The sequence below is a fragment of the Serratia proteamaculans genome (assembly GCF_004684015.1).
GTDB lineage: Bacteria > Pseudomonadota > Gammaproteobacteria > Enterobacterales > Enterobacteriaceae > Serratia > Serratia proteamaculans_F.
Map to the genome: position 1 here is coordinate 197,986 of NZ_SRIA01000021.1, position 13,369 is coordinate 211,354.

Genomic DNA, 13,369 nt, shown 5'->3' on the forward strand with positions numbered 1-13,369 from the left:
GATTAACGACGCATGCCTGATTTTTCGCGCAGAGAAATACTGCGGGCTGCCGCCATCGGATCGGCTTTTTCACTGTTACCCGCCTCGATCCGCAAAGCGCTGGCCATCCCCGCCAATAACCGCACCGGCACCCTTAACGATGTCGAACACGTGGTGATCCTGATGCAGGAAAACCGCTCTTTCGACCATTACTTCGGTACCTTGCCCGGCGTGCGCGGCTTTAGCGATCGCATAACCATCCCTTTGCCAGGTGGCCGTCACGTCTGGCAGCAGCAAGGGGAAAATCGGTTGGTGCTGCCCTATCATCTCGACAGCAAGCGCGGCAATGCCCAACGGGTTAGCGGCACGCCGCATTCGTGGGTCGATGAACAATCCGCCTGGGATAACGGCCGCATGAGCGCCTGGCCGACTTACAAAACCCCCACCTCGATGGGCTATTACCGTCGGCACGAACTGCCGTTCCAGTTTGCGCTGGCCGAAACCTTCACCCTGTGCGACGCTTATCATTGTTCGATCCACGCCGGGACCAACACCAACCGCCTGTTCCACTGGACCGGCACCAATGGCCCGACGGCGGCCGAGGTCGCGGTGGTGGTCAACGAGTGGGACAGCCCCGGCCCGGCGGAAGTCGGCTACCAGTGGCAGACCTACCCGGAGCGGCTGGAAGCCAGCGGCGTCAGTTGGAAGGTCTATCAGTTTTTACCTGATAACTTCACCGATAACCCGCTGGCGGGATTCCGCCAGTACCGCGCCGCCAGCGTCAAGGTCGGTAACCCGGCACAGCCGCCAAAAGACTTCACCGCCTTTGTCCCCTATCGCGATGAGCTGAACGCTGAAGCCCCGCTGTACAAGGGCAATGGCAATACGCTGCCGGCAGCCGACGGCAACGACCTGGATGCGATGCTGACCGGCTTTCGCAACGACGTACAACAGGGCAAGTTGCCACAGGTGAGCTGGATCATCGCCCCGGCGGCCTACTCGGAACACCCCGGGCCTTCCAGCCCGGTGCAGGGCGGCTGGTTTACCCAGGAAATTCTCAATGCGCTGACGGATAACCCAGAGGTGTGGAGCAAGACCGTGCTGCTGGTCAATTACGACGAAAACGATGGCTTCTTCGACCATATGCCTTCGCCATCGGCCCCGTCACTGCGCGAAGACGGCAGTTTCGCCGGTAAATCGACGGTGCCGTTCGACAGCGAAATCTTCCAGCACCTGGCCCCACCCGGTTCTCAGGAGCAACCGCCACCGGATGGCCGCATTTACGGCCCTGGGCCGCGGGTACCGATGTTGGTACTCTCACCCTGGAGCCGTGGCGGTTGGGTCAATTCGCAGGTATTCGACCACACCTCGGTACTGCAATTTTTGGAAAAACGCTTTCAGGTGCATGAACCGAACATCAGTGCCTGGCGACGGGCGGTCTGCGGTGACCTCACTTCGGCCTTCAACTTCGTCGACCCTAATGAGGAAACCTTGCCCCGTCTGCCCACCACCAGCCGCCACGCCGCCGATAACCTGCGCCAGCGACAGGAACAGTTACCGCAGGTGCCCTTGCCGCCGGTAGACAAGCAACAGTTACCGCATCAGTCGCGACTGGCGCGCCCATCGCGTGCACTGCCTTACCAGCTGCACGTTGAGGCCAGCAGCAACCCCGAGCAAAAAATGCTGACGCTCAACCTGTACAACACTGGCGAACAGGGAGCGGTCTTTCATGTGTATGACCTGCTGAGTCTTGAGCAGATCCCACGGCGCTATACCGTCGAGGCTGGTAAAGCGGTCAGCGATCACTGGCTAACGGCGGATCGTTACCACCTGTGGTTGCTCGGCCCCAACGGTTTCCATCGTGAGCTGGGTGGCAGCGTTGTGCAGCCGCAGCCGGAAGTGCAACTCACCCCGCACAGCGACCATTTATCGCTAACGCTAACCAACGCGGGTAGCCAGGCGACAACGGTGACCATCGCCCGCTGTCCTTATACGCAACAAGGCCCCTGGCAGATTGAACTGCCGGCGGGTGGCCGCCATCAGCAGGCCTTTGCTACCCAGGCCAACGGTGGCTGGTACGATCTTTCGTTAGAGGGGGCTGATGGCTGGCAACGCCGACTGGCAGGTCGGCTGGAGAACGGCAACCACAGCGTCAGCGATCCGTTGATGGGTAAAGTCTGAGATAGCCGCGCAGGCTGTTCAAAGGGGGAATGCCCTGTGAGGGGCATCCTTTTACCGGCAGTACAAGCGGAACAAACGCGCCAGGTGTGCGCCCATCGGCGTCAGCGTGGTGTCTTTACGCTGGATCAGATAAAACGTCGCCTTTGGCAGGCTCTCCTCCAGCGCCAGCGGCACCAGATGTTTACCCAATATCGGGTCGGAAATCACATCCACCGACAGAATGCTGACAAAATCGCTCTGCGCCACCAGGCTGGTGCAGGCCATGAAAGTCTCGCAGGTGACGCTGATAGACGGCGCCATTCCCAAATCCCCGAACAAGTCGTGCAACAGCCGGTAGTAGCTGCCCTTGGGCGTCGGCATGGTCCAGTCGCAGTGCTGCAGTTGCCTGAGTGACGTCGCCCCCTCCATCGGGTGCCCCTTGCGCACCACCACCTTGTACTCTTTCTCCATCAACCGTTCGTACTGCAATTCATTGTCCAGACTGCTGGGGTAATAAGTATTGACGGTGAAATCCAGCTCACCCTGGCGCAGTTCCGGGATCATAGACACCAGTTGCCCTTCGACAATCCGCACTTTGACCTTCGGGTATTCACGGTGGAACTGATTGATCACCTGCGGCATCACGGTGCGCGCAATGCTGCCGCCAACGCCGATATTCACTGAGCCGCCCGCCAGCCCCAGCCTTTGCTGGATATCCTCCTGCGCCACCCGCAGCTCTTCGAGGATCAGGCTGGCATGCTGGAAAAAGTTATCGCCGCAGTCGGTCAGCACCACGCCCTGGCTACGGCGGATAAACAGCTTGGCCCCCAGCACCGTCTCCAGCTCCTGAATCGACTTGGTCAGCGCAGGCTGCGAAAGCTGTGAAGTCCGGCTGGCGGCACGGATGCTGCCCTGACGGCTGACTTCTACAAACGCACGTAATTGGTGCAATTTTATTGAGGCGGGCATAGGCGAAGGGTGATAACCGTTGTTTATCAATAGCAAGATATTGGCATCTTATTTAGCCTGATTCCATTGTGTACATTCGAAAAAAACATAATAAATAACCAAATTCTTATTTCGCTTAATTAAACGCATTTTCTGCGCCAATAAGCGCATTTCACGGCAGTTAGTCACTAAATACGTCTTTTTCATTAAACAGTTCCACCGTCTGACTTCAGTTCAGCGCACCACTGCTGCCCGGCGTTTGCCTGGGCGCGATAACCAATGAGATCTCCCAATGAATAATCCGCTTTCGATGTTGGTGTCCGATTTATCTCCGCAACTGCAGGCCTGGCGCCGCGATTTTCACCGCTATGCCGAATCCGGCTGGTTTGAGTTCCGCACCGCCACGCTGGTGGCGGAAGAATTGGATCGGCTGGGCTACCGCCTGCAGTTGGGGCGCGAAGTCATTAATGCCGATGCCCGCATGGGATTGCCTTCGGCCGAAGCTCTGCAGCAACAGGAGCAGCGCGCCCGCGAGCAGGGGGCACTGGAGAAGTGGTTACCGCACTTTTCCGGCGGCTTCGCCGGTATTGTCGCCACGCTGGACACCGGCCGCCCCGGCCCGGTGATCGCCTATCGCGTTGACATGGATGCACTCGATCTCAACGAAAAGCTGCAGCCGGATCACCTGCCGTTCCGTGAAGGCTTCGCCTCCTGCAACAGCGGCATGATGCATGCATGCGGTCATGACGGCCACACCACCATTGGGCTGGGGCTGGCACGGGTGTTCAAGAGCCTGGAAGCGCAGTTGAGCGGCACCATCAAACTGATTTTCCAACCGGCAGAAGAAGGCACCCGTGGCGCAAAATCCATGGTGGAAGCCGGCGTGGTGGACGACGTTGATTTCTTCACCGCCGTACACATCGGTACCGGCGTACCGGCCGGGGAACTGGTGTGCGGCAGCGACAGCTTTATGGCCACCAGCAAGCTGGACGTCACCTACCGCGGCGTAGCCTCTCACGCCGGTGCCAAACCGGAAGACGGTCGTAACGCCCTGCTGGCGGCGGCGCAGGCCACATTGGGGTTGTACGCCATCCCACGTCACAGCGACGGCAGCTCACGCATCAACGTCGGCGTGCTGCAGGGCGGAACCGGCCGCAACGTGATTGCCGATCGGGCGTTTATGAAGGTGGAAACCCGCGGGGCCACCAACGCCATCAACGAATTTGTTTACCAGCAAGCCCTGAACGTGATCGAAGGCGCAGCCAAAATGCACGGCGTGGAATACGACATTGCCCTGATGGGGGCAGCGCAGAGCAGTAAACCAACCCAGCCGTGGGTGGACTACATTCACCGCCAGGCGCAGGAGATAGACGAACTGACTTCGGTGGTCGATCGCCGTGAGCAAGCCGCCGGTTCAGAAGATGCCACTTATATGATGGAGCGGGTGAAATCCCACGGCGGACAGGCCTCTTACGTGATTTTCGGTACCGAGCTGAGCGCCGGGCACCACAACGAGAAGTTTGATTTTAACGAACAGGTGATGGCGGTGGCGGTGAAAACGTTGGCGTCGCTGGCACTCAACCTGCCGACCTTTGGGAGCAAAGCATGAGTCAGCCGCAACTGTTAGCCTTTATCAATCAGTACATTGACCAACACCAGCCGCAGTTCAGCGCACTGAGCGACAGCATCTGGGATCACCCGGAAACGCGCTTTACCGAAACCTATTCCGCCAATCTGCTGGCCGATGCGCTGGAGCAGGAAGGCTTTCGGCTCGAACGCGGCGTTGGCGGCATTGAAACCGCGTTTATCGCCAGCTACGGCAGCGGCCAGCCGGTGATCGCGCTGCTGGGCGAGTACGACGCGCTCGCCGGACTGAGCCAACAGGCCGGCTGTGCCACCCCGCAGCCGCTGGTGGAAAACGGCAACGGCCACGGCTGCGGCCACAATCTACTGGGTACCGCCGCGCTGGCGGGAGCATTCGCGGTGAAGGCCTGGATGCAACAGCAGCACCTGACCGGCACCGTGCGTTTCTACGGCTGCCCTGGCGAAGAAGGCGGCTCCGGCAAAACCTTTATGGTGCGTGAAGGCCTGTTCGATGACGTTGATGCCGCCCTCACCTGGCACCCGGAAGGCTTCAGCGGCATGTTCAATACCAGCACTTTGGCCAACATTCAGGCGGCGTTTCAGTTCAAGGGCATCGCCGCTCACGCCGCCAACTCACCACACCTTGGCCGCAGCGCGCTGGATGCGGTAACGCTGATGAACACCGGTGCCAATTTCCTGCGCGAGCACATCGTGCAGGAAGCGCGGCTGCACTATGCCGTCACCAATACCGGCGGCAGTTCACCCAATGTGGTGCAAGCCGATGCCGAGGTGCTGTACCTGATCCGCGCGCCGCAGCTCGATCAGGCGCAGGATATTTACCAACGGGTGATTAACATCGCCAAGGGTGCGGCACTGATGACTGATACCCAGATGACGGTACGTTTCGACAAGGCCTGTTCCAACTACGTGCCAAATCGCAGCATGGAACAGGTGATGTATCGCTATGTCTGCGACTTCGGCCTGCCGGAATACAGCGAAGCGGAACGCAAATTCGCCGGCGAAATCCGCCAAACGCTCAACAAAGACGATCTGCGTAATGCCAGGTTGAATATCGCCCGCACCGGCGGTGCGGCTGGCCGCGAGTGGGTTGAGAATTTGGGCGACAGGGTGTTGATGGACCAGGTCGCCCCCTATGTGGCATCGGAAGAGTTGCTGTACGGCTCTACCGACGTCGGCGATGTCAGTTGGATCGCGCCCACCGCCCAGTGCTTCAGCCCCTGTTTTGCGCTCGGGACTCCGTTGCACACCTGGCAACTGGTGGCTCAGGGGCGCACTTCCATCGCCCACAAGGGCATGTGCCTGGCCGGTAAGGTAATGGCGGCCACCGCCGTTGAACTGCTGAGCGACAGTGCCCTGCTGGCAGACTGCCGCCGCGAGTTCGAGCGCCAGCGCGCCGAACAGCCGTACCACTGCCCGATCCCCAAGGGCGTCAAACCTTCACCGTTAAAATAACGACTAAGCTGCAAAGGCCCGAAAAATCGGGCCGGTAATAATAATTATAATTAAATCAAATAATAAAAAATAAACACAACAGGACAAACACAGAGGGTAGCACAATGAGTGAGGTCACAACTTCAGCCAATAAAAGCCCCGGTCGCGTTTTTTACTGGGTAGAACGCATCGGGAATAAAATCCCCAATCCATTTTTACTGTTCGTCTATTTAATCGTGGTTTTAATGCTGGCCACCGCGCTGTTCTCCTGGCTCGATATGGCGGTGAAAAACCCGGCCACCGGCGAGCTGATCAAGGTGAATAACCTGATGAGCGTGGCGGGCATGCAGTGGATCTTCCCGAATATCATTCATAACTTCAGCAGCTTTGCCCCGCTGGGGGCGATTTTGGCGCTGGTGATCGGTGCCGGGCTGGCCGAAAAGGTCGGGCTGCTACAGGCCTTGATGTACAAGATGGCCTCGCGCGTTAGCGCCCGCTATGCCAGCTATCTGGTGCTGTTTATCGCCTTTTTCAGCCATATATCTTCCGACGCCGCACTGGTGGTGATGCCGCCGCTCGGCGCGCTGATGTTTCTGGCGGTGGGCCGTAATCCGATAGCCGGGCTGCTGGCCGCTATTGCCGGGGTCGCCTCCGGTTTTACCGCCAACCTGTTGATCGTGACTACTGACGTACTGCTCTCCGGCATCAGCACCGAGGCCACCAAGGCGGTGGACGCCGCCGTTCACGTCAGCGTGATCGACAACTGGTACTTTATGGCCACCTCGGTGGTGGTGCTGACCTTCGCCGGGGCGCTGTTGACCGATAAATTTATCGAACCGCGCCTGCCCAAATGGCAGGGCAGCGCCGAGGACAAAATTGAGGCACTGACCCCGCTACAGAATCGTGGGCTGATGATGAGCGGTATCGCTGCGCTGGTGTTTATCGCGATTATCGCCGCCCTGGTGGTGCCGGAAGCGGCCCCGCTGCGCGATCCGAAAACCGGCTCGGTGATCCCATCACCGTTTATTAAAGGCATTGTGCCAATCATCATCCTGTTCTTTTTCACCGTCGGCATTACCTATGGCGTGGTCACCAAACAGATCAAGCGGCCGGACGATATTCCCAACCACCTGATAGAGCCGATGAAAAGCATGGCCGGCTTTATCGTGATGGTGTTCCCGCTGTCGCAGTTCGTGGCGTTCTTTAACTGGAGCAACATGGGCAAGTTTATGGCCATCGGCCTGACCGATATGCTGGAGGCCGCCGGCATGAGCGGCGCACCGGCGTTTCTCGGGCTGATGTTCCTCTCGGCCTTCCTGTGTATGTTTATCGCCAGCGGCTCTGCCATCTGGTCGATTCTGGCGCCGATCTTTGTGCCGATGTTTATGCTGCTGGGCTTTCATCCGGCGTTCGCCCAGATGATTTTCCGCATCGCCGACTCCTCGGTGTTGCCGCTGGCACCGATGTCGCCCTTCCTGCCGTTGTTCCTCGGCTTCCTGCAGCGCTACCGCAAAGACGCCCAGCTAGGCACCTATTACGTGCTGATCCTGCCGTATCCGCTGGTGTTCTTTGCCGTGTGGATTTTGCTGCTGCTGGCCTGGTACGCGCTCGGCCTGCCGATTGGCCCAGGGGTCTATCCGAAGATGGGGTAACCCTGCTGACCCCGCCCTGAACAACACCAGGGCGGGCATTTCCTCCTGCATTTTTACTCTCTGTCTCTACCCTCTCCCCTCCCCCTTTCGCTGTACAACACATTAATTTATTGCTTTGCTAAACCGGTTCTTCTATTTTAGCTCGCCATCAGACACCGATGAACACGGGGATCGAACATGGTTAATCGCGTATGGGTGCTGGGTGACGCAGTCGTCGACCTGGTGCCTGAAAATTCAAACAGTTACCTTAAATGCCCCGGTGGCGCTCCGGCCAATGTGGCGGTCGGTATCGCCCGCCTGGGCGGCAACAGTGCCTTTATCGGCCGGGTGGGTCAGGATAGTTTCGGCGCTTTCCTGCAGCAGGTATTGAGCGAAGAACAGGTCGACATCGGCCATATGTCACAGGACCCAGACCACCACACCTCTACCGTGGTGGTGGATCTTGATCTGATGGGTGAACGCTCCTTCACCTTTATGGTCAGCCCGAGCGCCGATCTGTTCCTGCAACCCGAGGATCTGCCTGATTTCAAAGCAGATGAATGGCTGCACGTCTGCTCTATTGCCCTGTCGCAGGAACCCAGCCGCAGCACCACCTTCACCGCGATGGAGAACATCAGGGCGGCCGGCGGCTGGGTCAGCTTTGACCCAAACATTCGTGAAGACGTTTGGCGCCAGCCGGAAGCGCTGCGCCCCTGCTTGCAAAAGGCGTTATTGCTGGCGGACGTGGTGAAAATCTCGCTGGAAGAACTGAGTTTTATCAGCAATATCGGTGAGTTGGAGAGCGGTATCGACTGGATGATGCAGCACTACCCACTGCGTTTGTTGTTGGTAACGCTGGGCGGCGACGGCGTCTGCGTACATGACGGCAAACAGATCCGCCACTTCCGCGCCCCTTCAATCACCCCGGTCGATACCACCGGTGCGGGTGACGCCTTTGTCGCCGGTCTGCTGGCCGCGCTGGCACACCTGGGCGCGTTACCACAGAAAGAGCAATGGCCGGCAGTGATCGCCCAGGCCCAGGCCTGCGGGGCGCTGGCCACCACCGCCAAAGGTGCTATGACCGCCCTGCCGCATGCCGACGAATTGCAGGACTTCCTGCGTCGCTAACCTGATAGCGGTGAGTCTGGCCCAATGCCACCCGGCATTGGGTATCCCTCTTTCATCTCCGGTACGTAATTTGCGGACTCGATCACAATAGCTGAATCGGGTTAGCAAACTTGATTGCCAGCCGTCGTTCAACTCTCTATCTTTCTCGATGAAAAACCGGTTTAGCAATTTAGCAAAAAATAATAACAACCTTCCCGGATGATAGAAAATCATGAAAAAACTAGGCTATCTGGCAGTCACTACAGGGCTTCTCATCTCTACCTCTGCGGCAGCAACGGGTGCCAATACCAGTATCGAAGCCCGTCTGAATGCGCTGGAACAACGGCTGCAGCAGGCCGAACAACGTGCGACGCAGGCTGAAACGCGTGCTACGGCGGCGGAACGCAAGGCACAACAGCTGGAACTACGCACCGCCAACACCGAGCAGCAAACCCAACAGGTTGTTCAGCGCACCGCGACGCTGGAAACCCACGCCGCACCGGCCTCCAAGCTTCAACTCACCGGTCTAACCGACCTGAAACTGTACGGCGACGTCGAATTCAACCTGGACGGTGCCAGCCGCAGCGGCCAGCTCACCTCGCTGAAAAGCAGCGACAACAAGGACTGGAAGCCGGGCAACAAAGAACGCTGGGATATCAACGGCCGTATTCTGGTCGGTGTAGACGGCTACCGACGCAACCCGGACGGCAACTTCTCCGGTTTCAGCGTGCAGCCGCTGGCCGACATGACCGGTAAAATGAACCTCGACGATGCCGCCTTCTTCTTCGGTAACGAAAAGAACTGGCAGACCAAGATTGGCCGTTTTGAAGCCTACGACATGTTCCCGCTCAATCAGGACACCTTTATCCAGTATTCCGGCAATACCGCCAACGATCTGTATGCCGACGGTTTTGGCTATATCTACATGATGAAAGAAGGTCGTGGCCGTAGCAGCAGCGGCGGCAACCTGATGCTGAGCAAGTACGCCGGTGACTTCTACTTCGAACTCAATACGCTGGTGGAGGACGGCACCTCTCTGTTCCAGGATCAGGCCTATCACGGCAACAGCCTGGATAATAAGAAAAATGTCGCCTATCTGCGGCCGGTGATCGCCTGGAAAAAAGACCAGCTCAGCGCGGCAGTGGCGATGGAAAGCAACGTGGTCAACAATGCCTATGGCTATCACGACAGTCAGGGGCAATTCGTCGACCAGTCCAAACGTAACGGCTATGGCATGACCCTCAGTTGGAACAACACCGCCGCCAACCCGGACAACGGCGTGGTCGCCAACCTGAGCACCGCCTACCTGGACGCCTCCGGCGAGCAGGACCTGACCGCCGGCATCAACGTCCTGTGGCGTCGCTTTGAAGTGGGTTATATCTATGCCCACAACAACATCAAAGAGTTCAATACCGCCGGTATGAGCGCCGACATCAGCAACCCGCTCAGCGAGCCGGGCAAATATGACATTCATACCATTCATACCTCGTACCAAATACCAAACATCATGAATATGAAGAACTTTAACCTGTATCTCGGGGCCTACGTCTCGATGCTGGAAGCCAATGCAGATAACAAAATTGCCAACGCCAGCAACGATCAGCGCTATGGCGTGCGTGCCCGGTTCAAGTACTTCTTCTGAAGCTGATGAGCTGATTTCCGCCGCGAAACACCGCGGCGGCATTTTTATTTTTTAAGGGAGTGAACATGGACATTACCGCAACCGCTAACGCACTATTGCCGTTACTTGGCGGCAAAGAGAATATCGCCAGCGCCGCCCATTGCGCGACACGCTTGCGCCTGGTGCTGGTCGACGACAGTAAGATGGACAAAGCGGCGATCGGCAAGCTGGACGGGGTGAAAGGCTGCTTTAGCAACGCCGGACAGATCCAGGTGATTTTCGGTACCGGGCTGGTCAACAAGGTACATGCAGAATTCATCAAGGCGGCCGGCGTCAGCGAATCGAGCAAGTCTGAAGCCGCCGACATCGCGGCTAAAAAGCTCAACCCGCTACAACGTATCGCTCGCCTGCTGTCGAACATCTTTGTGCCGATCATCCCGGCGATTGTCGCCTCCGGCCTGTTGATGGGCCTGCTCGGCATGGTGAAAACCTACGGCTGGGCCGATGCCAACAGCGCCGTATTTGTGATGCTGGATATGTTCAGTTCGGCGGCATTCATTATTTTACCGATCCTGATCGGCTTCACCGCCGCGCGGGAATTTGGTGGTAACCCCTATCTGGGCGCGACGCTCGGTGGCATTCTGACCCACCCGGCGCTGACCAACGCCTGGGGCGTCGCCAGCGGTTTTCACACCATGGATTTCTTCGGGTTGCAGATTGGCATGATCGGCTATCAGGGCACGGTGTTCCCGGTGCTGCTGACGGTGTGGTTTATGAGCATGCTGGAAAAACAGCTGCGCAGAGTGATCCCCAACTCGCTGGATCTGATCCTGACGCCGTTCCTGACGGTGGTGATCTCCGGCTTCGTTGCCATGCTGTTTATCGGCCCGGCCGGCCGCGCGCTGGGTGATGGCATCTCCCTGGTGCTCAGCACGCTGATTGCACACGCCGGTTGGTTTGCCGGCTTGCTGTTCGGCGGCTTGTATTCAGCCATCGTCATCACTGGCATTCACCACAGCTTCCATGCCGTCGAAGCCGGGCTGCTCGGCAACCCAAACATCGGCGTTAACTTCTTGCTGCCGATCTGGTCGATGGCCAATATCGCTCAGGGCGGAGCCTGTCTGGCGGTCTATTTCAAAACCCGCGACGCCAGGATCAAAGCCATCGCGGTGCCTTCGGCCTTTTCCGCCATGCTCGGCATTACCGAGGCGGCGCTGTTCGGCATTAACCTGCGCTTTGTGAAACCCTTCCTGGCGGCGCTGGCAGGCGGTGCGCTGGGCGGGGCCTGGGTGGTGGCCAATCACGTTGGCATGAACGCGGTCGGGCTGACGGCAATTCCGGGGATGGCGATTGTGCAGGCCAGTTCGCTGGTCAGCTATATCATTGGCCTGGTGATCGCCTTCGGCAGCGCCTTTATTCTCTCGCTGCTGCTGAAATACAAAACGGACAGTGAATAATGGAAGAACTGAATTTAATGAAGCAGGCCGTTCAGGCGTTAATGAGCGGCATGCCGCAGGCGCTGCGCGATCCGCACCGGCCGGCGTGGCACCTGGCACCCAGCGTTGGGCTGCTCAACGATCCCAATGGCTTTATTCAGCATAACGGCGTCTTCCACCTGTTCTATCAGTGGAACCCGCTGGGCTGTGATCACCGCAACAAATGTTGGGGCCACTGGCAATCGACGGATCTGGTCAACTGGCAACATCAGCCGGTGGCACTGGTGCCGGGAGCCTGTTACGACAGCCACGGCTGCTACTCCGGATCGGCGGTGGTGGCCGACGGCAACATCACGCTGGTCTATACCGGCAACGTCAAATATCCCGACGGCTCTCGCACCGCCTACCAGTGTCTGGCGCAAGAAAATGCGCAAGGCGGCTATGACAAACTCGGCCCGGTGTTGCCGTTGCCGCCGGGCTATAGCGGCCATGTGCGCGATCCCAAGGTTTGGCGTCATCAGGAAGACTGGTACATGGTGCTCGGCGCTCGTGACCTGCAAGACTGCGGCAAAGTGCTGCTGCTGCGCTCCGCCGATCTGCGCAGTTGGCAGCTGCTGGGTGAAATTGCCGGTTCACGGCTGAACGGCATCGGTGACTTCGGCTATATGTGGGAATGCCCGGACCTGTTCACGCTGGACGATACCGAGGTGCTGATCTGCTGCCCACAGGGGCTGACGGCGCAGGCCGAACGTTATCTTAACGTTTATCAGGCGGGCTACCTGACCGGCAAACTGGATTATCGGCAGGCCACTTTTGATCATGGTGCCTTCCACGAGCTGGATCTCGGGTTCGAATTCTATGCGCCGCAAACCACCCAGGCCGAAGACGGCCGCCGGTTGCTGGTCGGGTGGATGGGCGTGCCGGAACAGGACGAGGAATATCACCCGACGCGGCAGTACGGCTGGATCCACATCATGACCTGCCCGCGCGAACTGTCGTTGCATCACGGCAAGCTTTACCAACAACCGGCACGCGAACTGCAACAATTGCGTGATGAGGGCCAGCAATGGCAAGGCATTGCCGACAACGCCCCTGGCTGGCCGATTGACAGCACGGAACTGCTGCTAACGCCAGAAGGGGCATTCAGCGCCGACTTTGGCGGGGCGATGACGCTGCTGTGGGACGGCACCCTGCTGCGACTGACGCGTAATAATCTGCGTCACGGGCAGCCGGAACATCGCTACTGGCGCGGCAACCTGAGCCAACTGCAGATCCTGTTTGACCGCTCCAGCGTGGAGATTTTTATCAACCACGGCGAGGCGGTGATGAGCGCACGCTACTTCCCCGGTCCGCAACCACAATTGCAGCTGAGCGGTGAAGCGCACCTGGCGCTCGAGCACTGGTCGCTGACGCCATGCATGCTAGAATGACGCATTCTTCGATGAATTCAG

At 58.5% G+C, this 13,369-nt stretch carries 9 protein-coding genes; 8 read left to right on the forward strand and 1 reads right to left on the reverse strand.

The window, feature by feature from the left end:
* Positions 1 to 12: 12 nt before the first annotated feature.
* Entirely contained in the window at positions 13 to 2,160 is a 2,148-nt protein-coding gene (locus E5C26_RS21095) for a phosphocholine-specific phospholipase C (RefSeq protein ID WP_135318041.1), read from the forward strand.
* A 51-nt stretch (positions 2,161 to 2,211) separates the two neighbouring features.
* On the opposite strand, the gene E5C26_RS21100 is transcribed toward E5C26_RS21095, so the two are convergent.
* A complete protein-coding gene (locus tag E5C26_RS21100) occupies positions 2,212 to 3,108 on the reverse strand; it encodes a LysR family transcriptional regulator (protein WP_012146898.1) in 897 nt (298 codons plus the stop codon).
* A 271-nt stretch (positions 3,109 to 3,379) separates the two neighbouring features.
* Between E5C26_RS21100 and E5C26_RS21105 the strand changes: the two genes are divergently transcribed.
* The 7 genes from E5C26_RS21105 to E5C26_RS21135 all read left to right on the forward strand — a co-directional run bounded on the left by E5C26_RS21105 (position 3,380) and on the right by E5C26_RS21135 (position 13,348).
* On the forward strand, positions 3,380 to 4,696 hold the full coding sequence (locus tag E5C26_RS21105; protein ID WP_135318042.1) for a M20 family metallo-hydrolase: 1,317 nt from the start codon (positions 3,380 to 3,382) through the stop codon (positions 4,694 to 4,696).
* Positions 4,693 to 6,144 carry a M20 family metallopeptidase gene (locus E5C26_RS21110; RefSeq protein WP_135318043.1) on the forward strand — a complete coding sequence of 484 codons (1,452 nt, stop codon included), beginning with the start codon at positions 4,693 to 4,695 and terminating at the stop codon, positions 6,142 to 6,144. Before E5C26_RS21105 ends, E5C26_RS21110 begins: the two co-directional genes overlap by 4 nt.
* 104 nt (positions 6,145 to 6,248) lie before the next feature.
* Positions 6,249 to 7,775, forward strand: a complete 1,527-nt coding sequence (gene abgT, locus E5C26_RS21115; protein ID WP_135318044.1) for a p-aminobenzoyl-glutamate transporter — start codon at positions 6,249 to 6,251, stop codon at positions 7,773 to 7,775.
* A gap of 177 nt (positions 7,776 to 7,952) precedes the next feature.
* Positions 7,953 to 8,882: an aminoimidazole riboside kinase gene (locus E5C26_RS21120; RefSeq protein WP_135318045.1), complete on the forward strand. Its 930-nt coding sequence runs from the start codon at positions 7,953 to 7,955 to the stop codon at positions 8,880 to 8,882.
* Positions 8,883 to 9,093: 211 nt separating this feature from the next.
* Entirely contained in the window at positions 9,094 to 10,503 is a 1,410-nt protein-coding gene (locus E5C26_RS21125; protein ID WP_135318046.1) for a carbohydrate porin, read from the forward strand.
* Positions 10,504 to 10,568: 65 nt separating this feature from the next.
* Positions 10,569 to 11,939 carry a sucrose-specific PTS transporter subunit IIBC gene (locus E5C26_RS21130; protein ID WP_135318047.1) on the forward strand — a complete coding sequence of 457 codons (1,371 nt, stop codon included), beginning with the start codon at positions 10,569 to 10,571 and terminating at the stop codon, positions 11,937 to 11,939.
* A complete protein-coding gene (locus tag E5C26_RS21135; protein ID WP_135318048.1) occupies positions 11,939 to 13,348 on the forward strand; it encodes a glycoside hydrolase family 32 protein in 1,410 nt (469 codons plus the stop codon). The genes E5C26_RS21130 and E5C26_RS21135 overlap by 1 nt, the downstream gene beginning before the upstream one ends.
* Positions 13,349 to 13,369 lie beyond the last annotated feature (21 nt).

Coding starts and splice junctions, on each gene's coding strand:
- E5C26_RS21095 (WP_135318041.1), top strand. CDS start 13: ATGCCTGATTTTTCGCGCAGAGAAATACTGCGGGCTGCCGCCATCGGA.
- E5C26_RS21100 (WP_012146898.1), bottom strand. CDS start 3,108: ATGCCCGCCTCAATAAAATTGCACCAATTACGTGCGTTTGTAGAAGTC.
- E5C26_RS21105 (WP_135318042.1), top strand. CDS start 3,380: ATGAATAATCCGCTTTCGATGTTGGTGTCCGATTTATCTCCGCAACTG.
- E5C26_RS21110 (WP_135318043.1), top strand. CDS start 4,693: ATGAGTCAGCCGCAACTGTTAGCCTTTATCAATCAGTACATTGACCAA.
- abgT (WP_135318044.1), top strand. CDS start 6,249: ATGAGTGAGGTCACAACTTCAGCCAATAAAAGCCCCGGTCGCGTTTTT.
- E5C26_RS21120 (WP_135318045.1), top strand. CDS start 7,953: ATGGTTAATCGCGTATGGGTGCTGGGTGACGCAGTCGTCGACCTGGTG.
- E5C26_RS21125 (WP_135318046.1), top strand. CDS start 9,094: ATGAAAAAACTAGGCTATCTGGCAGTCACTACAGGGCTTCTCATCTCT.
- E5C26_RS21130 (WP_135318047.1), top strand. CDS start 10,569: ATGGACATTACCGCAACCGCTAACGCACTATTGCCGTTACTTGGCGGC.
- E5C26_RS21135 (WP_135318048.1), top strand. CDS start 11,939: ATGGAAGAACTGAATTTAATGAAGCAGGCCGTTCAGGCGTTAATGAGC.